This window comes from Kitasatospora sp. NPDC041988, assembly GCF_055588525.1.
This window is the reverse complement of record NZ_JBVJCO010000025.1, coordinates 2,958-24,531: the sequence shown is the minus strand read 5'-3', so window position 1 is coordinate 24,531 and position 21,574 is coordinate 2,958. Positions and strand designations below refer to the sequence as shown.

The 21,574-nt window shown below is 73.9% G+C and carries 18 protein-coding genes; 4 read left to right on the top strand and 14 right to left on the bottom strand.

The features are described from left to right. Nucleotides 1-122: 122 nt before the first annotated feature. Nucleotides 123-1,088: a DMT family transporter gene (locus ACZ6NC_RS23950; RefSeq protein WP_465735825.1), complete on the bottom strand. Its 966-nt coding sequence runs from the start codon at nt 1,086-1,088 to the stop codon at nt 123-125. Between ACZ6NC_RS23950 and ACZ6NC_RS23945 the strand changes: the two genes are divergently transcribed. Beyond that, nucleotides 1,087-2,547, top strand: a complete 1,461-nt coding sequence (locus ACZ6NC_RS23945) for an aminotransferase-like domain-containing protein (RefSeq protein WP_465735824.1) — start codon at nt 1,087-1,089, stop codon at nt 2,545-2,547. The genes ACZ6NC_RS23950 and ACZ6NC_RS23945 overlap by 2 nt on opposite strands. 36 nt (nt 2,548-2,583) lie before the next feature. On the opposite strand, the gene htpX is transcribed toward ACZ6NC_RS23945, so the two are convergent. The 11 genes from htpX to ACZ6NC_RS23890 all read right to left on the bottom strand — a co-directional run bounded on the left by htpX (nt 2,584) and on the right by ACZ6NC_RS23890 (nt 13,823). Next, nucleotides 2,584-3,447, bottom strand: a complete 864-nt coding sequence (gene htpX, locus ACZ6NC_RS23940) for a zinc metalloprotease HtpX (protein WP_465735823.1) — start codon at nt 3,445-3,447, stop codon at nt 2,584-2,586. 193 nt (nt 3,448-3,640) lie between these two features. Next, nucleotides 3,641-5,317 carry an NADH-quinone oxidoreductase subunit N gene (locus ACZ6NC_RS23935; RefSeq protein WP_465735822.1) on the bottom strand — a complete coding sequence of 559 codons (1,677 nt, stop codon included), beginning with the start codon at nt 5,315-5,317 and terminating at the stop codon, nt 3,641-3,643. A gap of 2 nt (nt 5,318-5,319) precedes the next feature. Then, nucleotides 5,320-6,897: a complex I subunit 4 family protein gene (locus ACZ6NC_RS23930; protein ID WP_465735821.1), complete on the bottom strand. Its 1,578-nt coding sequence runs from the start codon at nt 6,895-6,897 to the stop codon at nt 5,320-5,322. A gap of 84 nt (nt 6,898-6,981) precedes the next feature. Next, nucleotides 6,982-9,021 (bottom strand): NADH-quinone oxidoreductase subunit 5 family protein, encoded by a 2,040-nt coding sequence (locus tag ACZ6NC_RS23925; protein ID WP_465735820.1) that lies wholly within the window; start codon nt 9,019-9,021, stop codon nt 6,982-6,984. Further along, entirely contained in the window at nt 9,018-9,389 is a 372-nt protein-coding gene (gene nuoK, locus ACZ6NC_RS23920) for an NADH-quinone oxidoreductase subunit NuoK (protein WP_465735819.1), read from the bottom strand. The genes ACZ6NC_RS23925 and nuoK overlap by 4 nt, the downstream gene beginning before the upstream one ends. Beyond that, a complete protein-coding gene (locus tag ACZ6NC_RS23915) occupies nt 9,389-10,150 on the bottom strand; it encodes an NADH-quinone oxidoreductase subunit J family protein (protein WP_465735818.1) in 762 nt (253 codons plus the stop codon). The genes nuoK and ACZ6NC_RS23915 overlap by 1 nt, the downstream gene beginning before the upstream one ends. Beyond that, nucleotides 10,147-10,710, bottom strand: coding sequence for a NuoI/complex I 23 kDa subunit family protein (locus tag ACZ6NC_RS23910; RefSeq protein WP_465735817.1), 564 nt, complete (start codon nt 10,708-10,710; stop codon nt 10,147-10,149). The genes ACZ6NC_RS23915 and ACZ6NC_RS23910 overlap by 4 nt, the downstream gene beginning before the upstream one ends. Next, nucleotides 10,707-11,660, bottom strand: coding sequence for an NADH-quinone oxidoreductase subunit NuoH (gene nuoH / locus ACZ6NC_RS23905; protein ID WP_465735899.1), 954 nt, complete (start codon nt 11,658-11,660; stop codon nt 10,707-10,709). Before nuoH ends, ACZ6NC_RS23910 begins: the two co-directional genes overlap by 4 nt. A gap of 2 nt (nt 11,661-11,662) precedes the next feature. Continuing rightward, complete coding sequence (locus ACZ6NC_RS23900) at nt 11,663-12,775, bottom strand: NADH-quinone oxidoreductase subunit C (RefSeq protein ID WP_465735816.1); 1,113 nt, start codon at nt 12,773-12,775, stop codon at nt 11,663-11,665. Beyond that, a complete protein-coding gene (locus ACZ6NC_RS23895; protein ID WP_465735815.1) occupies nt 12,772-13,416 on the bottom strand; it encodes an NADH-quinone oxidoreductase subunit B in 645 nt (214 codons plus the stop codon). The genes ACZ6NC_RS23900 and ACZ6NC_RS23895 overlap by 4 nt, the downstream gene beginning before the upstream one ends. Then, the gene (locus ACZ6NC_RS23890; RefSeq protein WP_465735814.1) at nt 13,407-13,823 is read right to left on the bottom strand and encodes an NADH-quinone oxidoreductase subunit A; all 417 of its coding nucleotides are present in this window, start codon (nt 13,821-13,823) and stop codon (nt 13,407-13,409) included. The genes ACZ6NC_RS23895 and ACZ6NC_RS23890 overlap by 10 nt, the downstream gene beginning before the upstream one ends. A gap of 388 nt (nt 13,824-14,211) precedes the next feature. On the opposite strand from ACZ6NC_RS23890, the gene ACZ6NC_RS23885 reads away from it, so the two are divergent. Further along, the gene (locus ACZ6NC_RS23885) at nt 14,212-15,381 is read left to right on the top strand and encodes a sensor histidine kinase (protein ID WP_465735898.1); all 1,170 of its coding nucleotides are present in this window, start codon (nt 14,212-14,214) and stop codon (nt 15,379-15,381) included. 137 nt (nt 15,382-15,518) lie between these two features. On the opposite strand, the gene ACZ6NC_RS23880 is transcribed toward ACZ6NC_RS23885, so the two are convergent. Next, nucleotides 15,519-16,586, bottom strand: a complete 1,068-nt coding sequence (locus tag ACZ6NC_RS23880; protein WP_465735897.1) for a S1C family serine protease — start codon at nt 16,584-16,586, stop codon at nt 15,519-15,521. A 201-nt stretch (nt 16,587-16,787) separates the two neighbouring features. Between ACZ6NC_RS23880 and galE the strand changes: the two genes are divergently transcribed. Beyond that, nucleotides 16,788-17,774: a UDP-glucose 4-epimerase GalE gene (gene galE / locus ACZ6NC_RS23875; protein ID WP_465735813.1), complete on the top strand. Its 987-nt coding sequence runs from the start codon at nt 16,788-16,790 to the stop codon at nt 17,772-17,774. A gap of 79 nt (nt 17,775-17,853) precedes the next feature. Here galE and ACZ6NC_RS23870 read toward each other — a convergent pair whose 3' ends face one another. Then, nucleotides 17,854-20,247, bottom strand: coding sequence for an outer membrane protein assembly factor BamB family protein (locus tag ACZ6NC_RS23870; protein ID WP_465735812.1), 2,394 nt, complete (start codon nt 20,245-20,247; stop codon nt 17,854-17,856). 426 nt (nt 20,248-20,673) lie between these two features. Between ACZ6NC_RS23870 and ACZ6NC_RS23865 the strand changes: the two genes are divergently transcribed. Next, complete coding sequence (locus ACZ6NC_RS23865; RefSeq protein ID WP_380313970.1) at nt 20,674-21,321, top strand: TetR family transcriptional regulator; 648 nt, start codon at nt 20,674-20,676, stop codon at nt 21,319-21,321. The last annotated feature ends 253 nt before the right edge of the window (nt 21,322-21,574 follow it).

Sequence of the window (21,574 nt, the reverse complement as noted above, 5' to 3'; positions counted from 1 at the left end):
GTGATGGCGCTATCCCCCCACCCCCCCCCCCCACCCCCCCCTCCCCCCCCCCCCCCTCCCCCCCCCCCCCCCCCCCCCCCCCCCCCCCCCCCCCCCCCCCCCCCGGCGCACCCTCGGGCCGCTCACGCCCGGGCGCGCTGGGTGACCGCGATGCAGAGCAGCACCACCAGCGCCGTGACCGGCGCCGCCGCCGGCAGGTCCTCGTCCAGGAGCAGCACCGACCAGACGAGCGTCAGCAGCGGCTGCGCCAGCTGGAGCTGACTGGCCCTCGGCACCCCGATCAGCGCCATCCCCCGGTACCAGACCACGAACCCGCCGAACTGCGAGACGGCCGCGGTGTAGGCCAGCCCGGCCAGCGCCTTCGCACCCAGGTGGACGGGCTCGGCCGTCAGGGCCAGGGCGGCGGCCACCGCGGTGGCCGGCAGCGCCGCGACCACCGCCCAGGCGATCACCTGCCATCCCGGCAGCTCCCGCGAGATCCGCCCGCCCTCCGCGTACCCGGCGGCGCAGATCAGCAGCGCGGCGAACAGGTAGAGGTCGGCGACGGTCGGCCGCCCGTGGCTCTGCACCAGGGTGAAGGCCAGCACCGCCACCGCCCCGGCGAGCGCCGCTCCCCAGAAGGTGCGGGACGGCCGCCGGCCGGTGCGCAGTGCCGAGAACGCGGCGGTGGCGAGCGGCAGCACGCCGATGACGACCGCCGAGTGCGCCGTCGAGGAGGCCCGCAGCGCCAGGGTGGTGAGCAGGGGGAAGCCGAGCACGCAGCCGGCCGAGACCATCAGCAGCCCGGGCCAGTGCCGCCGCTCGGGGACGGGGACGCGGGCGGCGGCCAGGCAGACCGCGGCGAGCACTCCGGCCAGCGCGCCGCGCAGCCCGGTCGCCGTCCACGGGCCGAGGCCGGTCAGGGCCCAGGCGGTGGCGGGGAAGCTGAAGGAGAAGGAGAGGACACCCAGCGCGGCCAGGGCGGCACCGGAGCTGCCCGGGGTGCCGGGAGTACCGCCCGAGCCGCCGGACGTACCGGAGGCGCTGGAGGCGGACGGCCCCTGCGGTGCTATCGCCACGGACTGGATAGCGCTATCTTGTGTCTTCATGAACGAGCGTAGCAGTGTGGCCGATCTTGCCGAAAGACTGCGACGCGAGGTGGAGCGCTACCCGGAAGGACGGAAGCTGCCGTCGAGCCGGGCCCTGGTGGAGCGTCACCAGGTCAGCCCCGTGACGGTCTCCCGGGCGATGGCCGTACTCGCCGCGGAGGGCCTGGTGGTCTCCCGGCCGGGCGCCGGGGTCTTCCGAACCGCCGCCTTCGCGGCCACCAGCGCCCGGCCGGCCGCCGCCCCGACGCCGGCCCGCCCCGGCGACCTCTCCTGGCAGGAGGTCGCGCTGAGCGCCGACGCCGGCCAGCGCGACGTCGGCGCCGCGCCGCTGCTCGCCACCCTGAACGTGCCACCGCCCGACGTGGTCGACCTCAACGGCGGCTACCCGCACGCCTCGCTGCTGCCGGAGCGGCTGCTGGCCGCCGCCCTCGCCCGGGCCGGACGGCGGCCCGGAGCCTGGGACCGGCCACCGGTGGACGGGCTGACCGAACTGCGCGGCTGGTTCGCCCGCGACATCGGCGGAAACGGCGGCCCGCTCGGCGCCGGCGACGTCCTGATCACGGCGGGCGGGCAGAGCGCGCTCACCATCGCCCTGCGCTCGCTGGCCGCCCCGGGCGCCCCCGTCCTGGTGGAGTCGCCGACCTACCCCGGCATCCTCGCGGTCGCCCGCGCGGCCGGGCTGCGGGTGGTCCCCGTCCCGGTGGACGAGGACGGCGTCCGCACCGACCTGCTGGCCGCGGCCTTCGACGCCACCCGGGCCCGGCTGTTCGTCTGCCAGCCGCTGTTCCAGAACCCGACCGGCGCCGTGCTCTCCCCCGAACGCCGCGCCGAGGTGCTGCGGATCGCCCGCACCGCCGGCGCCTTCGTCGTCGAGGACGACTTCGCCCGCCGCCTGGTCCACACCGACTCCCCGGCGCTGCCGCGCCCGCTCGCCGCCGACGACCCGGACGGGGTGGTGGTGCACCTGCGCTCGCTGACCAAGGCCACCTCGCCCAACCTGCGGGTCGGCGCGCTCACCGCGCGCGGCCCGGCCCTGCAACGGCTGCGGGCGACCCAGGTGGTGGACAGCTTCTTCGTGCCCCGGCCGCTCCAGGAGGCCGCCCTGGAACTGGTCGCCGACCCGGGCTGGGCCCGGCACCTGCGCACCCTCGGCGCCGAACTCCGGGAGCGCCGCACCGTCACCGTGGCCGCGCTGCGCCGCGAGCTCCCCGGCCTCCTCGGCCCCTACCGGCCGGGCGGCTACCACCTCTGGCTGCGCCTGCCCGGCGGCACCGACGACCGGGCGCTCGCCGCCGCCGCCCTGCGCGCCGGCGTCCTGGTCACCCCCGGCCAGCCCTACTACGCCGCCGAGCCGCCGGCCCCGCACCTGCGGCTGAGCTACGCCGCCGTGGACAGCCCCGCCCACGCCGCCGAGGGCGTCCACCGGCTGCGGCAGGCGTACGAGGAGCTCACGGGCTGACGCGGGGAGCGGCGCCCGACCCCGGCAGGGCGGCTCTCAGCCCCGGTAGCCGGCCATCCGCTCCAGGCGGGCGATCCGCTCCGCCATCGGCGGGTGCGTCGAGAACAACTTCGCCCCCGCCTCGCCGGGCCGGAACGGGCTGGCGATCATCATGTGGCTGGCCGTCTGGAGCTGCGGCTCCGGCGGCAGCGGCAGCTGCCGGGTGCCGGCCTCCAGCTTGCGCAGGGCGCTCGCCAGGGCCAGCGGGTCACCGGTGATCCGGGCGCCGTCGGCGTCGGCCTGGTACTCGCGGGAGCGGCTGACGGCCAGCTGGATCAGCGAGGCGGCCAGCGGCCCGAGGATCATGATCGCGAGCAGTCCGAAGAGCCCGGGCCCGTCGTCGTCGTCGCTGCGGCCGAACGGCACCAGCCAGGCGAAGTTCACCAGGAACATCACCACCGAGGCGAGCGCCCCGGCGACCGAGGAGATCAGGATGTCCCGGTTGTAGACGTGGCTCAGCTCGTGCCCGAGCACGCCCCGCAGCTCCCGCTCGTCCAGCAGCTGCAGGATGCCGTCGGTGCAGCAGACCGCCGCGTTGCGCGGGTTGCGGCCGGTGGCGAAGGCGTTCGGCGCCGGGGTGGGCGAGATGTAGAGGCGTGGCATCGGCTGGCGCGCGGAGGTGGAGAGCTCGCGGACGATCCGGTACAGCCGCGGCGCCTCGATCTCGCTGACCGGCCGGGCCCGCATGGCGCGCAGGGCGAGCTTGTCGCTGTTCCAGTACGCGTAGGCGTTGGCCCCGAGGGCGACCAGCAGGGCGACCACGAAGCCGGTGCGGCCGAAGAAGCTGCCGATCACCAGGATCAGCGCCGAGAGGCCGCCCAGCAGTGCTGCGGTCCTCAGTCCGTTGTGCCGGCGGTGCACGGCAGGCCCTCCAATGGTGCGGTGGGGAAGCCCTCTCTGCCTCGTCCCTCTGCCCCGACAACGGGCGGGAACATCGGCCTTGTTCCCTTGTGACCACCGTGACACCCGAGCAGCGCCCCCGCCCGGCCGGGTCGGCGCCCCGGCTGTGCCCGACCGCTCCGGGCCGCACCCGCCGGCCGAGGCCCTGCCGGCCTCAGAACAGGGTGCCGCCCACCACCTGGAGAACCAGCTGCGGAGCCACCGAGAGCACCACGGCCACGGAGGCGGTGAGCCCCAGGGTCGCGGCCAGCGAGGCGGGCAGCCGGCGCTCGGCGGTGACGGCGCCCTGCGCCTCCGCCGGTGCGAAGAGCCGCGCCGTCCAGAGCAGGTAGTAGTACAGAGCGATGACCACATTGACGGCCATGACGACGGCCAGCCAGCCCAGCCCGGAGTCGACGGCGGCGCGGAACACCACCACCTTGCCGAACAGGCCGATCACGCCCGGCGGCAGTCCGGCCAGGCAGAGCAGGAAGAAGGCGAGCGCCATGGCCGTCCAGCGGCGCCGGGCGAACAGGCCGCGGAAGTCGTCCACGCTGGTCCCGGGCCTGCGGCCGACCGCGGCGACCACGCCGAAGGCGCCCAGGTTCACCACACCGTAGATCAGCGCGTACGCGGCGGTGGCACCGAGAGCGTCGGTGCCGGTCGGCGCGTACCCGGCGGCGGCGAGCGGCACCAGCAGGTACCCGGCCTGCCCGACCGAGGACCAGGCGAGCAGCCGCACCGCGCTGTACCGGGTGTCGAACCGCTGCCGCAGCGCGCCGACGTTGCCGACCGTCATGGTGACGGCGGCCAGCACCGCCAGCACCAGGCCCCAGGTGTGCGCGTACGGGCGGAAGGCGATCGCGGTGACCAGCGCCAGGCCGGACAGGCCCGCCGCCTTTCCGACCACCGAGAGGTAGCCGGCCACCGGCAGCGGCGCGCCGGTGTAGGTGTCGGGCACCCAGAAGTGGAACGGGACGGCGGCGACCTTGAAGGCGAAACCGACCAGGGTGAGCACCGCGCCGACCTCGGCCAGCGGCTTCAGCTGCGCCGGGGCGTGCTCCAGCCCGTCGGCGACCGCGGCCAGGTGCAGGCTGCCGCTCGCGGCGTAGACGAAGCCGATGCCGAGCAGCATCACGGCGGTCGCGGTGACGGAGGAGAGGAAGAACTTCAGCGCGGCCTCGGCGCCCCGGCCGTCCCGGCGCAGCGCGACCAGCGCGAAGGCCGGCAGCGAGGCCACCTCCAGGGCGATCACCAGGGTGGCGAGGTCGCGGGAGGCGGGCAGCAGGGCGGCACCGGTGGCGCTGGAGAGCAGCAGGAACCAGTACTCGCCGGCGGGCAGCTTCTCGTCGTCCACGGTGTGCGCCGAGAGCAGCGCGGCGATCAGCGCGCCACCGAGCGCGAGCAGCTGGAAGACCAGGGCGAAGTGGTCGGCGACGTACGAGCAGCCTCCCACGGCGGAGCCGCCGGCCAGGGGACTGTCAGTGGCTCCCGTTACGTTCTGCGCACAGAAGGTGGCTCGGGGTGAGCCTCCGGTGAGCGGGAGGAGTGCGATGAGCGCGAGGGCGAGTCCGGCCGCGGTGAGCCGGCCGAGCAGCTTCTTGTGCTGCTCGGGCAGGAAGAGGTCGGCGACCAGCACGGCGAGGGCGGCCACGGCGGCGATCAGCGGGGGCGCGATCGCCACCCAGTCCACGGACTGGATCAGGCTGCCCGGGTTGGCTACGGCGAGGGAGGTCACAGTGGGCTGCCCCGTGGAGTGAGGTCCGAGTGCGGTGCCGGTCGCGGCGCCGAGCTGCGTACTGGCGCCGAGCTGCGTGCTGAGGAGCTGGGCGCCGAGCATGGTGCCGGGCATGATCAGCCACCCCCGAGGAGGTGCTTGACGGCGGGCTCGGAGAGACCGAGCAGGAGCGGGGGGGGGGGGGGGGGGGGGAGGGGGGGGGGGGGCAGCAGCGTCCCACTGACGGCCTCGTACGGGCGCAGGTCGGCCGGCTCCACCGGGGCGGGCTGCTTCGGGTCGCCCATGCAGACGCGCTTGACGACGATCAGCAGGTACGCGGCGGTGAGGAGGGTACCGAGGCCGGCCAGGACCATGTAGGTGACGAACGCGGGGCGCGAGAGGCCGTCGGCCGGGTCGAACGCGCCGAACATCGCGAGCAGCTCACCCCAGAAGCCGGCCAGCCCGGGCAGTCCGAGGCTGGCGACGGCGGCGAAGGCGAGCAGCGCGCCGATCCGCGGCGCCCGCCCGTAGAGGGCGCCGCCGGTGGCGCCCGCGAGCGTGTCGAGGTCGGCGGTGCCGTAGCGGTCCTTGAGCGCGCCCACGACGAAGAAGAGCAGGCCGGTGATCAGACCGTGCGCGATGTTGGCGAACAGCGCGCCGTTGACGCCCACCTGGGTGAGGGAGGCGATGCCCAGCAGGACGAAGCCCATGTGGCCGACGGACGAGTACGCGATCAGGCGCTTGAGGTCGCCCTTCGCCCCCGGCCGGGCCAGCGCGAGACAGGCCAGCGAGCCGTAGACGATGCCGACGGCGGCGAACGCCCCCAGGTAGGGGGCGAGCGTCGTGACGCCACCGGGGACGACCGGGAGGAGGACGCGGACCAGACCGTACGTACCCATCTTCAGCAGCACGCCGGCGAGCAGCACGGAGCCGACCGTCGGGGCCGCCGTGTGCGCGTCCGGGAGCCAGCTGTGCAGCGGCCAGGCGGGGGCCTTGACCGCGAGCCCGACCATGATCGCCAACGCGGCGATCACCTGGGTGGTGTGGCTCAGGCCGCTGCCGTGCGCGGCGGCCAGGGCCTGCATGTCGAAGGTGCCCGCCTTGCTGCCGACCAGCAGGAAGCCGAGCAGCATCACGGCCGAGCCGAGCAGCGTGTACAGGATGAACCGGTTGGCGGCCGGTACCTTCGCCCCGCTGCCCCAGCGGGCGATCAGGAAGTACATCGGGATCAGCACGATCTCGAAGGCCAGGAAGAAGAGGACGAGGTCCAGCACCGCGAAGGTGGCGAGCATGCCGACTTCGAGGAGGAGGAACAGCCCGGTGAAGGCCCGGGCCGACGGACGGCCGGCATCAGCGGCGCCGCCCCGGGCATCCCCGGCGGGAAGCCGCTTCTCCGAGTACACCGCGCAGAGGAAGGTGAGCAGCGAGGTCAGCACGATCAGCGGGAGCGAGACGCCGTCCACGCCGAGGTGGAACCGCACGCCGATGGCCGGGATCCAGGACACGTCGGTGGTGGCCTGCATCCGGCCGGGCTCGTCGTGGTCGAAGCCGGCCGCCAGGGCGACGGTCAGCAGCAGCACGACGCCGGTGACGACGGTGTTCAGCCGCAGCGCGCGCCGGTCGGCGGCGGCCGCGTCGGCGCCGAACACCGGCGCCAGGGTCAGGGCGGCGCCGGCCAGCGGCAGCACCAGGAGGGCGATGAGGACTGCGTTCATCGGGGGCTCCTACGGACTGCGGTCGGCCGGACTGCGGTCGGCTCGGTCACCGGCTGGATCAGGGGAACGGGGTACGGCATCCGGCTACACCGCCACCAGGACGGCCAGCAGGACGACGCCGGCCAGCAGTGCGCTGAGGTAGGTCTGCGCGTTGCCGGTCTGCGCGAGCCGGACGGCCCGGCCGAGCAGGTTGGCGCCGAGCGCGCTGCCTTGCACGTACCCCTCCACGACCTCGCGGTCGAGGAAGCGGACCAGTTGCGCGGCGGCGGCCACCGGGCGGACGAACAGCGCGCTGTAGAGCCGGTCGACGCCGAAGCCGTGCCGGGCCGGGCCGAACAGCGGGCCGAGCAGGGCGCGCCCGGGGTCGGCGACGATCACCTCCGCGGCCGGGGCTCCGGCCTGCTCGGGCACCCGGCCCTCCGGTGCGGGGGCGGGCCGGCCGGCGCCGAGCCGTGCAACGGCGGAGCGCCAGGCGCCGTACGCCAGCAGCGCGCCGACCACGGCGAGGCCGGTGCCGGTCACGGCGGTGACGGCCGAGGGCCGCAGCGAGCCGCCGTCCAGCAGCGCGGGCAGCCAGTCCGTGCGCAGGCTGGCGACGCCGAAGCTCATGGTCGGGATCGCCAGCACCCAGAGCGGCCAGCGCATCGCGGGCGGCTCGGCGGTGGCCGGGTCGGCCTCGTCCACCTCGGGCGAGTACGGCGCGTCGGCCTCGTGGTCCGGCGACGCCGAAGAAGCGGCGACGGCAGCCGGGGCGGCGGCCGGGCTGTGGAACGCCACCAGGAACAGCCGGGCCGCGTACGCCGCCGTGAGCAGCACGGTGAGCCCGGCCGAGATCAGCACGATCCAGCCGGCCGCCTCCGGGACAGCCGAGGCCGGGCCGAGGCCGTTGGTCAGCGCCTCGCCGTTGGCGGCGTGCTCGGCGGCGGTCAGCACCGCCTCCTTGCTGAAGAAGCCGGAGAACGGCGGCAGCCCGATCAGGGCGACGAGCGCGATGCCCATCGTCCAGTAGGCGTCCGGGACGCGCTTGCGCAGCCCGGGCATCCGGGACATCGCGGAGATCGAGTTGGTGTGCGCGGCGTGGATCACCACACCGGCCGCGAGGAACAGCAGCGCCTTGAACGCACCGTGGCTGACCAGGTGGAAGACGGAGGCCTCACGGTCGCCGCTGGCCAGTGCGCCGGCCATGTAGCCGAGCTGGCCGACGGTCGAGTACGCGAGCACCCGCTTCAGGTCGTCCTGGGCGAGCGCGCAGAGTGCCGAGCCGATCATCGTCACGGCGGCCATCACCGCCAGCACCACCAGCGCCGCACCGGAGAGCAGGAAGACCGGCAGCAGCCGGGCGACCAGGTAGATGCCGGCCGCGACCATGGTGGCGGCGTGGATCAGCGCGGAGACCGGCGTCGGGCCGGCCATCGCGTCCGGGAGCCAGGTGTGCAGCGGGAACTGCGCGCTCTTGCCGGCCACGCCGGCGAGCAGCAGCAGCGCGGTCAGCGTCGGGTGGGCGAGCCGCCCGTCGCCGGCGGCCGCCAGCACGTCCGGGATCCGGAAGCTGCCGGCGTCGGCGCCGAGCAGGAAGATGCCGAACAGGAACGGCACATCGCCGAGCTTGGTGACCAGGAAGGCCTTCAGCGAGGCCGAACGGGCGTCCGCGGTCTCCCAGTGGTGGCCGATCAGGAAGTACGAGCAGATGCCCATGACCTCCCAGCCGACCAGCAGCACGATCAGGTCCCCCGAGTAGACGACCAGGAACATCGCCGCGGTGAACAGCGAGACCAGCGCCGCGTACGAGGGGTAGCGCGGGTCGTCCTTGAGGTAGGCGGTCGAGTACACCTGCACGCAGGTGGCGACCAGGCCGACCAGGACGGAGATCAGCGAGGAGTAGCCGTCCAGGTAGAAGCCGAGCGTGATGTCCGGGCCGCCGGTCGGGGTGAGCCGGGTGCCGACGTCCAGCACCTGGCCGGTCCCCAGCTGGAGCGCGACGACCAGGGCGAGCACGGCCGAGACGGCGACCGGCACGATCGCCAGCGGCCTGGCCAGGCCGGGCACCTTCTTGCCGGTGGCCAGGATGGCGGCCGCACCGAGTGCGGGCAGGGCGGGGACGAGGGCGGGCAGGGCGAGGTTCATGCGGCGGCCTGGCCCTTCAGCGCCTCGGCTCCGGCCGGCGCCTCCTCGGCGACGGACTCGAACGGGTCGCCGAGCGCGGTGACCTTGTCCACGTCCGCGGTGCCCCGGGCCCGGAACAGCAGCAGGACGATGGCGAGCCCGAGGCCGATCTCGGCGGCGGCGATGGTGATGATGAACAGGGTGAGCGCCTGGCCGGCGTGCAGGGAGTCCCGCAGCCAGGCGTCGAAGGCGACGAGGTTGAGGTTGACGGCGTTGAGCATCAGCTCGACGGACATCAGCACCAGGATGACGTTGCGCCGGGCGAGGACGCCGTAGACGCCGACGCCGAACAGCAGCGAGGCGAGCACAACGGGGTAGGCGAGGTGCATCAGCTCTCCTCCGGCGAGGTCGGCGAGACGGCCGCATCCGGCGGGGTAGTCGAGGTAGTCGACGTCGTCGCGTCCGGCGCGTCCGGCGAGGTCGTCTCCGCGGGGGCCGACGGCCTGGGCACGGTCGCGGCGACCGTCCCGTTGGAGCCCACCGGTTTGCCGGCCCGGATCCGCCCGGCCCGGGGCACCGGCACCCGCCGCCCGGCCCCGCGCGATAGCACGATCGCGCCGATCAGCGCGGCCAGCAGCAGCACCGAGAGCGCCTCGAACGGCAGCACCCAGGTGCGGAACAGGCTGGCGCCGGTCACCGCCGCCGAGCCGCCGCCCGCGCCGAGGTCGATCCAGGAGGTCCGGAAGGCGTCCACGACCAGTGTCACCAGGGTGCCGGCCGAGGCCAGCGCCACCGCCAGGGCGACCCAGCGGTTCTTCGAGTCGGCGTCCGGCGAACGCCCGATCGGCGCCTTGGTGAGCATCAGCCCGAACAGCACCAGCACGACCACCGAACCGAGGTAGATCAGCACCTGCACCCAGGCGATGAACTCGGCGGTGAGCAGCAGGAACTCCACCGCCAGCCCGCCGAGCGCGGCCACCAGCCAGAGCGCGGCGTGCACCAGCTGCTTGGTGGTGACGGCGACGACGGCCGAGCCGAGCACGACGATGCCGACCAGCAGGAAGACGATCTCGACCCCGGTCGGGGAGAGGAAGGAACGCGCGGCCGGCTCCAGCGAACCGGTCGCGGCCAGCAGGGTGGCGGCACTCACTCCGGCTCACCTCCCTCAGGCGTCTCCAGGGCGGCGGCCGCGGCGGCCGCGAGCTTGTCCGCCGCCTTGCGCGCGGTGGCGATCTCCTTGGGCTCCTCGGCCCCCGGGTCCAGCGCCGGCGGCGCCGGGACGGTCCACATCCACTCGCGGAGCTTCTCCCGCTCGTGGGTCAGCTCCAGGATGTCGGTCTCCGCGTACTCGAACTCCGGCGACCAGAAGAGCGCGTCGAACGGACACACCTCGATGCAGATCCCGCAGTACATGCAGAGCGAGAAGTCGATGGCGAACCGGTCCAGCACGTTGCGGGTGCGGGCGCGCGCGTTCGGATCGGCGGCCGGCAGCGTCTCCTTGTGGGAGTCGATGTAGATGCACCAGTCCGGGCACTCACGGGCGCAGAGCATGCAGACCGTGCAGTTCTCCTCCAGCAGCGCGATGACCCCGCGCGAGCGCGGCGGCAGCACCGGCTGCACCTCGGGGTACTGCGCGGTGACGCTCTTCTTCGTCATCGTCCGCAGAGTCACGGCCAGGCCCTTGGCCAGGCCGGCACCGGGGAAACTCATGAGATCGCCACCTTGATGATGCCGGTGAGGGCGAGCTGGACGAGTGCGAGCGGAATCAGCACGGTCCACGCGAAGCGCATCAGCTGGTCCTCGCGCAGTCGCGGGTAGGTGACCCGCACCCAGATCACCACGAAGGCCAGCGCGAGGGTCTTCAGGACGGTCCAGAGCCAGCCGAGCTCGTCCGGCAGCGGGCCGTGCCAGCCGCCCAGGAAGAGCACCGCGGTCAGCCCGGAGACCACCAGGATGCCCGCGTACTCGGAGAGCAGGAAGAACGCGAAGCGCAGGCCGCTGTACTCGGTGTACGCGCCGAAGATGATCTCCGAGTCGGCCACCGGCATGTCGAACGGCGGGCGCTGCAGCTCGGCCAGGCCGGCCGTGAAGAAGACGAACGCGCCGATGATCTGCCACGGGATCCAGTACCACTGCCAGGCGTCCACGATCCCGGGCAGCGAGAGCGTCCCGGCGGCCATCGCCACCGAGGCGGCGGCGAGCACCATCGGCAGCTCGTACGACATCAGCTGTGCGGCCGTCCGCAGACCGCCGAGCAGCGAGAACTTGTTCGCCGAGGCCCAGCCGGCCATCAGCTTGCCGATCACGCCGACGCCCATCACGGCGAGCACGAAGAACAGCCCGGCGTCGATCGCCTGGCCGACGAAGCCGTCCGGGCCGACCGGGATGGCAAGCAGCACGAAGAGGTACGGCAGCAGCGAGACGGCGGGCGCCAGCTGGAAGATCCGCCGGTCCGCGCCGGCCGGGACGATCTCCTCCTTCTGCGCGAACTTCACACCGTCGGCGACCAGCTGTGCCCAGCCGTGGAAGCCGCCGGCGTACATCGGGCCGAGCCGGCCCTGCATGTGCGCCATCACCTTGTGCTCGGTCTGGCCGATGACCAGGGGGAAGGTGAGGAAGACGACGAGTGCGGCGGCACAGCGCAGCAACGTGTCGAGCAGGTTCACGCGCTGTCTCCGTCCTGGCCGGCCGACTCGGCCGACGTCTCGCTCTCCGCGTCCTTCGCGTCCTTCGCGTCCTTCTGCTCGGGCTCGCCGTGCGCGGACTTGCCGTGCTCCGGCCCGTCGTTCGCGGGCTCGTCGTGCGCGGGCACGGGGTTGTGCCAGGGCGCGTCGGCAGACTGCGTCCTGGCCGGCCGCTCGGGCGTCGCCTCCGCGGCAGCACTCCCGGCGCTCTCGGCGGCGGTTCCGGTGGCCGCCTGGCTCGCGGAGCCCTCCGAGACCGTCCTGGTCCGCCGCGGCCGGTCGGCCCGCACCGGCGGCGCCGCGCTCTCCGCAGCACCGTCGGAAGCCGCGGGCGTCTCCGCCCCCTGGCTGACCGACCCCTCGCCGACCGTCCTGGTCCGCCGCGGCCGGTCGGCCCGCACCGCGGGTCCGCCCTCGGCCGGAGCGCCCGCCGCGCCGGCGGCCGCAGCACCCGCGGCCGCCCGGGGCGTCCGCGCCGCGCCTGCCGCACGCGCGCCGCGCGCGGGCCGCTCGGCGACCGGCGGCAGGGTGCCCTTGAGCGGCCCCCACTCGTTCGGGTCCGGCACACCGGGCGGCTGCATCTTGCGCCGCGCCGGCCCGTCGCCGTGGTCGGACTCGCCCGGCTCCTTGGCGCCCGGCCAGGCCTTGGCGACCCGGGCGGCGAGTACGAACTCCTTGCGCAGCGGGTACCCCTCGAAGCCGTCCGGCAGCAGCAGGGTGGCCAGGTGGGGGTGCCCGGGGAAGTCGATGCCGAACATCTCGTGCGTCTCGCGCTCGTGCCAGGCGGCACCGGCGTAGACCTCGACGGCGGTCGGCAGCGCGGCCTCGTCGCGCGGCACGCGGGTGCGCACCACCAGGTGGCGCACGCCCGGGGCGTCGGCGGAGGCCAGGTGGGCGGCCACCGAGAAGCCCTCGGCCAGCTCGTCGACGGCGCTCAGCCAGTCGAAGAAGGAGAGTCCCAGCACGTCCCGGGCCGCGGTGAGCGCCTCGATCCAGTGCTCGGCGGGCACGTCGACGGTGACCAGACCGTACGCCTCGGCGCCGGTGGCCCACTCGCCCACCGACGCCGCATACTGCTCGGCCGTGGTCACGAGGCCCCTCCTTCGGCAGCGGGCCCGGCCACCAGCGGACGGCGCAGCGCGGCGGCCGGCGCGGCGTACCGGCCGGGCAGCGACTCGGCGGCGATCTTCTCCTGGAGCTTGAGGATGCCCTGGAGCAGCGCCTCGGGCCGCGGCGGGCAGCCGGGCACATAGACGTCGACCGGGATGATCTGGTCGACGCCCTTGGTGACGGAGTAGGAGTCCCAGTACGGGCCGCCGGAGTTGGAGCAGGCGCCGAAGGAGATGACGTACTTCGGCTCGGGCATCTGCTCGTAGAGGCGCTTGACGGCGGGCGCCATCTTGTCGGTCACCGTCCCCGAGACGATCATCAGATCGGCCTGGCGGGGGCCCGGCGCGAACGGAATGACACCCATCCGGATGAAGTCGTGCTTGGCCATGGAGGCGGCGATGAACTCGATCGCACAGCAGGCCAGGCCGAAGTTGAAGCACCAGAGGCTGTAGCGGCGGCCCCAGTTGAGGACCACCTTGACCGGGTCCGGCGCGAGCCGGGCCAGCGGGCCGATGCCACGCCGCTCGACGGCGGCACCGGGGCGCGCCGGGTCCGGCAGGCCCAGCGGGACCGGGCCACCGGAGGCACCGTGCGCGTGCGCGTGGTTGTGCGTCACGTCCATTCCAGAACGCCCTTCTTCCAGGCGTAGAGCAGTCCGACCGCGAGGAAGCCGATGAAGACGAACATCTCGACCAGCGTTCCGGCCCCGTATCCGGCGGAGGCGAAGACGGTCGCCCACGGGAACAGGTAGATCGCGTCGACCGCGAAGATCACGTACAGGAAGGCGTAGACGTAGTAGCGGACCTGGGTGTGCGCCCAGTCCTCGCCCACCGGGTCCACGCCGCACTCGTAGGCGAGGAGTTTCTCCGGCGAGTACACCACCGGCCGCAGCAGCCGGTTCGCGGTGAACGCCACGGCGACGAAGAGCACGCCGACGACGGCGAGCAGGCCCATCGCGGCATACGCGTCGAAGTAGCCGCTGCCGACCGCCGGGTCGGCCGCGACGGCAGCTGCCGGCTGCCCCTCCATGCCACTCGCCTCCACATCGGCCGTGAATCCGCCCTACAAGGCAGTTCTACGACGTTTCTTTACACGGTCATAACCATCGCCAATGCGTGAGTCTAAGTGCACGGCCGTGGCGCACCGCACCCTGCCCGATCCGCAAGACGATCGGCGGACCGCCCGCGGACACCGGGACGTCCCGCCCCGGCCCCCGGCCTCCTCCCCCGCGTGACGGCGGGGGCGTGCCGGCGGGGTGGGGATAACCCCCGCCCGGGGAGACGTATCACCCCCATGGCCCCGACGGCCCCTTTCCGTGGAAGCTTGGGATCATCAGCTCGACCGACAGGGACGGTAGATCCGGATGAGACCACTGCACCGCCGCGCCGCGGACGCCATCAAGGGGCAGGACGCGCGCATGGAACGCGCCCCGCTGTACGGCGGGCGGATGTGGCGGCAGGCCGGGCAGCTGATGCTCAACCTGCCGCTGGGCATCGCGGGGTTCGTCTTCACCGTCGCAACGCTCTCCATCGGCCTCGCGCTCTCCGTCACCGTGATCGGCCTGCCCCTGCTGGCCGCCGGGCTGGCCGGCTGCCGGGGCATGGGCGGCTTCGCCCGACGCCGTGCCCGCTCGGTGTACGGCTCCGAGCTGCGTGACCCGGAGCCGGTGCGCCGGCCCCGCCCCGGGGTCACCGGCTACGCGATCGCCCACCTCACGGACGCGCTGAGCTGGCGCTCGGTCCTCTACTACGTGCTGTTGCTGCCCTGGGGCCTGCTGAGCTTCGCCGTGACCCTGATCTGCGTGATCATCGGCTGGCCGGCGCTGCCCTGGGTGGTCCGCTTCGAGTCGGCGGTCGACCGGATGCTGGTGGAGATCCTGCTCTCCCCCGGCGCGCTGTCCGAGCGGGTGCGCGAGCTGGAGGACGACCGCGGCACGGTGGTCGACACCGCCGCCGCCGACCTGCGCCGGATCGAGCGCGACCTGCACGACGGCGCCCAGGCCCGGCTGGTGGCGCTGGCGATGGACCTCGGCCTGGCCAAGGAGCGGCTACGGGAGACCGAGACGCCGGACGACGTGGCAGCCGCCGCCAAAATGGTCGACAACGCGCACGGCGAGGTGAAGCTCGCCCTCCAGGAGCTGCGCGACCTGGCCCGCGGCATCCACCCGGCGGTGCTCACCGACCGCGGCCTGGACGCGGCGCTCTCCGCGGTGGCCGCCCGCTGCACCGTGCCGGGCGGGGTCAAAGTGCACGTCGAGCTGAGGACCGCGGACGGCGCCGTGGAGCGCCCGGACTCGGCGGTCGAGGGCATCGCCTACTTCACCGTGAGCGAGCTGCTGACCAACGTCTCCAAGCACTCCGGCGCCCGCTCCGCGACGGTGGACGTCTGGCGCGCCGGCGACCAGCTGATGGTGCTGGTCCAGGACGACGGCAAGGGCGGCGCGGCCCCCTACCCGGGCAGCGGCCTGGGCGGGCTGGCCGAGCGGATCCGGGCGGTCGACGGGGTGTTCCTGGTGGAGAGCCCGCACGGCGGCCCGACCACCGTCACGATCGAGCTCCCCTGGCGCACCCGCGCCGCCCGCCGCTGACCATCCGCCCGCCCACGGAACCCGCGGACGGCAACCGGCCGGGACCACGTCGAGGCAGTTGACGTGGTCCCGGCCGCACCCGTGCGCCGGCCGCCCGCCGACCCTTGCGCGGTGTGCGGGCGGCCGACGCCGGTGGTCTAGGGGGTCGCCAGGGTGCCGAGGGTGACCTCGGTGGTCTTGTCCTGGCCGTCCCGGGTGTAGCTGACGGTCACCTTGCTGCCCGGGGTGAGCGAGGCCAGCGCGGTGGTGAGCGAGTTCAGCGAGTCGACCGGGGTGTCGCCGACCTTGGTGATCACGTCGCCGGCCTGCATCCCCGCCGCCTCGGCCGCGCCACCCGGGCTGACGGCCACGACGACGGCCCCGGCCGGGTGGAAGTTCTGGTCGAAGTACGTGCGGGCGGTGATCCCGAGCGCGGCCCGGCCGGAGTTGGTGACCTTGCCGTCCTTGATCAGCTGGTCGGCGATGTTGGTGATGGTGGACGCGGGGATGGCGAAGCCGATGCCGGGCGCCGCCGCGCCGTTGGTCTCCGGCTCGGTGGCGGCGAGCGTGTTGATGCCGATCACCTGGCTGTTCAGGTTGACCAGGGCGCCGCCGCTGTTGCCCGGGTTGATCGCCGCCGAGGTCTGCACCATGTTGCCGATGGTGGCGCCCGGCGAACCGCCGCCCGTCGGCTCGGCGATGGTCCGGCCGGTGGCCGACACGATGCCCTGGGTGACGCTGCCGGAGAGCCCGAGCGGGCTGCCCATGGCGAGCGTGATCTGGCCCAGCTGGACCTTGCCGGAGTCTCCGAAGACGGCCGGCCGGAGGCCGCCCGGCAGGCTGGTCAGCCTGATCACCGCGAGGTCGGAGTCCGGGTAGCTGCCGACGAGGGTGGCGTCCAGCGGCTTGGCGCTGTTGGCCAGGGTCACGGTGAAGGTGGTGGCGGTGCCGACCACGTGGGCGTTGGTGACGATGTCGCCCTTGTTGTCGTAGACGATTCCGGAACCGAGGCCGGTCGCGGTGGTGATCTGCACCACCGAGGGCAGCACGTCGGCGATCACCTTCTGGTAGGCGTCCTGGAGCTGGTTGCCGCTCGTCGGCTGGGTGGAGGCCGACACGGAGACGCCCACGGTCGCTGAGGTCGACGACGAGGAGGAGGACGAGCCGCTGCTGCATGCGGCCACCGCCAGGGCGGCCACCGCGGCGACCGCCCCGGGCACCGCCAGCCGCCCGCCGAACGCCTTGGGCCCGGTGGGGCGCGGCCCGGCTGGGAGCGGACGGGTGGGCTCCTTCTTGCGGTTCACCTTGGCTGCCTCCGATTCCCTCACCGGACAGAGATCTTTGTCAGCATTTCACCGATATGTCCGAGTGCCTCCGCCGACTCGCCCGGCGCCGGTCCGAAAGCTCGACCGCCTAGGATGCGGGCCATGACTTGGTTGATCACCGGCGGTGCCGGATACATCGGCGGGCACGTGGTGCAGCAGCTCCTCGACGCGGGCGAGCGGGTCGCCGTCCTGGACGACTTCAGCACCGGCGACCGCACGCGGCTGCCGCAGGGGGTGGCCCTGATCGAGGGGTCCACGCTGGACCGGGCCGTGCTGGACAAGGCGATCCGCGAGCACGCGGTCGAGGGCATCCTGCACTTCGCGGCGAAGAAGCAGGTCGGCGAGTCGGTCGAGCAGCCCTTCTTCTACTACCGCGAGAACATGATCGGTCTGCAGACCGTGCTGGAGGCGGCCGCCGAGGGCGGCGTGAAGCGCTTCCTGTTCTCCTCCTCCGCCGCCGTCTACGGCATGCCGGACGTCGACCTGGTCACCGAGTCCACCCCGTGCGCGCCGATGAGCCCGTACGGCGAGACCAAGCTGGCCGGCGAGTGGCTGGTCTCGGCGGCCGGCAAGGCCCACGGCATCTCCACCGTGTCGCTGCGCTACTTCAACGTGGCCGGCGCGGCCTCGCCGGAGCTGTCCGACGCGGGCGTGTTCAACCTGATCCCGATGGTCTTCGAGCGGCTCACCGCCGGTCAGGCCCCGCGGGTCTTCGGCGCCGACTACCCGACCCCCGACGGCACCTGCGTGCGCGACTTCATCCACGTCTCCGACATCGCCTCCGCCCACGTGGCGGCCGCGAAGCGGCTGGCGGCCGACCCGGCCGGCGAGACCGCGCTGATCCTCAACATCGGCCGCGGCGAGGGCGTCAGCGTCACGGAGATGCTGGACGTCATCGGCAAGGTGACCGGGTACGACGCCACCGGCGAGGTCACCCCGCGCCGCGCCGGCGACCCCGCCCGGGTGGTGGCCTCCGCCGAGCTGATCCGCCGGGAGCTGGGCTGGTCCGCCCGCCACGGCGTCGAGGAGATGGTGGCCTCGGCGTGGGAGGGCTGGTGCAGCCGCCACCCGGAGGCCCGGAAGAAGTAGCGGAGGAAGCGCGCAGGGGCGGGGGTCGTCGGCCGACCCCCGCCCCTGCCGTCTCCCCCGCCCCTGCCGTCCCGCCCGCTCAGTGCGAGGGCACCGCCGTGCCGTAGTAGGCGTCCAGCGCGTAGACGCAGCGGTCCTTGCTGCCGACGAAGACCTTCCCGCCGACCGCCACCGGGGATCCGGTCAGCTCGCCCTTGGTGCCGAGCTCCCAGCGCAGCTGACCGCTCGCCAGGTCCAGGGTATGCAGCGACTGGTCCCGGCTGCCCAGGTGGACCAGGCCGTCGGCGACCGCCGGGGAGCCGACGATCTCGCCCCGCGCGGTGTACCGCCAGCGCTCCCGGCCGGTGGCCGACTCGAAGGCGTACAGCACCTCGCCGCTGCCGACCAGCACCATGCCGTCCCCGACCACCACCGGCTCGGCGCCCTGCCGGCTGCCGGTGACGCCGCGCCAGCGGTCCCGGCCGGTGGCCGCGTCCAGCGCGTACACCGTGCCGAGGTAGTCGGCGACGTACACCGCGTCCGCGTCCAGCGCGGGCGGGGTGAAGAGCACGACGGGCGCCTCGAAGCGCCAGCGTTCGGCGCCGCTCGCCGCGTCCAGCGCGTACACCCGCGTACCGGCCGTCACGTACAGCACCCCGGCCCGCTCGGCCGGGCGGGACGGCACGTCCTCGCCGACCGGGAAGGACCACCGCAGGCCCGCACCGCGCGGGTCGACGCAGCGCAGCCGCCCGCCGCCGTAGTAGTACGCGGCGCCGCCCACCAGGGCCGGGCCGGACTGCGGGTTCTCGTAGTCCTGCTGGGCGTCGTCGGCGCGCCACAGCTCGACGCCGCCGGCCGCCGAGCGCAGCTGCACCCCGCCGCCCCGGACGCCGCAGCAGAGGACGCCGTCGGCGGCGTCCAGCGAGTAGACCCAGCCGTCCAGCGAGTTGCGCCAGCGCTCGGTGCCGTCCGAGACGTCCACCGTGTAGAGGTGCGGGCCGTCGGCGGCGTGCACCCGGCCGGCGTCGACGGCGAGCGCCCAGGCGACGTCACGGGTCTTGTAGCGGCGCTGGCCGGAGGCGATGTCGAGGGCGTGCACCTCGAAGCTGGAGACGAAGAGGGTGCCGTCGGCGATCACCGGGGTGCCCCAGACGTCGTTGGACATCCGGAACCGCCAGGGGCGCCAGCGGGCGGCCCGCACCGGCGGCGGGGTGGCCCGGCGGACCCAGTCCGTCTCGGCGGGCGCGGAGCCCGGCCCCGCCTGCTCGGCCCTGGGCCCCGGGCCTATCCGCACCGAGGCGTTGGGCAGCCGCACCTCGGCGGCGCTCTCCCCGACGACGGGGGCGCGGTGGCGGCGGGGGGCGGAGAGCTTCTCGGTGGCGGCCTCGGTGTCCGGCCCCGGGAGCGCCGGTGCGGCGTGCACCGGCCCGGTGCTGGGCGGGGCGTGGTGTCCGACGGGGTGCCGGGTGCGCGGGTCGTCCCGGCCGGGCCGCTGCGGCGGCACCGGCGACTGCTGCTGTTGCTGCTGGACGGGCTGGGGCGGCACCGGCTGGGGCGGCACCGGCTGCGGCGGTGCGGGGGCGGCCTGGACGGGCGGGGGCTGACGGCGGCCACGCTTGCGCTCGATCAGCTCCAGCGCGTTGGGCGGCAGCCAGTCCCCGGCCTCGCCGGAGGCGTCGTCCCGGGAGAACAGGTGCGGGGCCAGCTCCGCCTGGATCTGCGCCGGCGACGGCCGGTGCTCGGGGGACGGCCGCATACAGGCGCGGACCAGGTCCACCAGCTCGGCCGGCAGGCCGGAGAGGTCGGGCTGCTCGCGCAGCAGCTGGAACACCGTCTCGACCGGGTTGGCACCCCGGTACGGCGGGTGGCCGGTCGCACAGAAGACGAGCAGCGAGCCGAGCGAGAAGACGTCGCTGGCGCCGGAGACGCTGCGGCTGTCGCGGGCCTGCTCGGGCGACATGTACGCCGGGGTGCCGACCGCGACATTGGTCATGGTGAGCCGGGTGCTGGAGACGCCGGCCGCGATGCCGAAGTCGATCACCCGCGGGCCGTCCTCGACCACCAGCACATTGGAGGGCTTGAGGTCCCGGTGGACCAGCCCGGCGGCGTGGATCGACTGCAGGGCCTCGGCGATGCCCGCGACCAGCCAGCGCACCGCCCCCGCCGGCAGCGGCCCGCACTCGGTGACCAGGTCCTCCAGGGACGGCGCCGGGACGTACGCGGTGGCCAGCCAGGGCACCCGGGCGTCGGCGTCGGCGTCGACCACGGCCGCGGTGTAGAAACCGCCGACCGTCTTGGCGGCCGCGATCTCCCGGGCGAAACGGACCCGGAACAGCTCGTCCTCGGCCAGCTCCCCCCGGACGGTCTTGATGGCCACTCGCCGGCCGGACTGGGACCGCGCCAGGTAGACCAGGCCCATCCCGCCCGCGCCGAGCCGCCCCAGCACCTCGAAGGGCCCGATCCGCCTCGGATCGTGCGCCGTCAGCTGGTCCACTCCGCTGCCACCTCCCCGTTTTCCGCACCCACCACGGGGTGCCGGACCCGATTCTCCAACGCCGCCCGGCCCATCTCCAACCTCCCCCGCCCAGAGCCCTCCCGGGGGCCCGCCGCGGTCGCCGTCCGGTCAGTGCCGCCGGAACGGCCGGATTCTGACGTCCGCTCCGGCGGCGGCTTGCATCCGGGCCCGCCCGGACCCCCTGCGGCCCGGCCCGCATCCCACCGGAGATCGTCACGTTCTGTCACCGGACCACCCCTCAGCGGAGGGGCCGTCACGCTGTGAGGTCATAAGCACACGGGGGGGCTTGACCGGGCCACGGTGAATATCCGTCCGAACTGGTTCACACCCCTATACCAACCCCCGGGCGGAGTAATTGTCACATCACCGAATCGCGCCAAGATCGAGCCACGGTAAGCTGACGGCATGACAGGACAAGTTCGCACCGTCGACGGTCGCGTCGCCGGGCGACGCGGACAGGAGACGCGGCAGAAGCTGCTCGACTGCCTCCGCGAGATGCTCAGCACGTCGCCCTATCGGGACGTCAAGGTCATCGACGTCGCCCGTATGGCGGGTACCTCCCCCGCGACCTTCTACCAGTACTTCCCGGATGTCGAGGGCGCCGTCCTCGAAATCGCCGAGGAAATGGCCAAGGACTCCGACACGCTCAAAGAGCTGGTGGCCGGAAAGTCCTGGGCAGGGAAGTCCGGCACGGCCACTTCGGAAGAACTGGTCGACGGATTCCTCGCCTTCTGGCGCAAGAACGACGCCATTCTCCGAGTGGTCACGCTCGGTGCCGCCGAAGGGGACAAGCGGTTCTTCAAGATCCGCATGACGGTCCTCAACGCGGTCGCCAAGCCACTCACGGATGCCGTCAAGGAACTCCAGGCGAAGGGCCAGGCCGACAAGTCGCTCGACCCGGCCGCCGTCGCCGGCTCTCTGGTCTCGCTGCTCGCTTCGGCGGCCGAGCACCAGAAGGCCTTCACCTCCTGGGGCGTCAAGGTCAAGGACCTCAAGCCCAATCTCGCTCCCCTGGTGTACCTGGGTGTCACCGGCAAGAAGCCGCCCAAGTAGACCGATCCGCCAACCCACCCATCCGCTCCGCGCGCAACCCCGGCCTCCTGTCCGGGGAACGACGGACGGCGGCCGTGTCCTCGGGGGAGGTCTGCCGGCGGTCCGCAGCGCGCCAGACATGCCGGTGGGGGGGGGGGGGGGGGGGGGGGGGGGGGGGAGAGGGGGGGGGGGGGGGGTGGGGTGTGTTGGGGGGGGGTGGGGGGGGTGGGGGGGGGGAGGGGGGGGGGGGGGGGGAACAGGGAGGAGAGAGAGA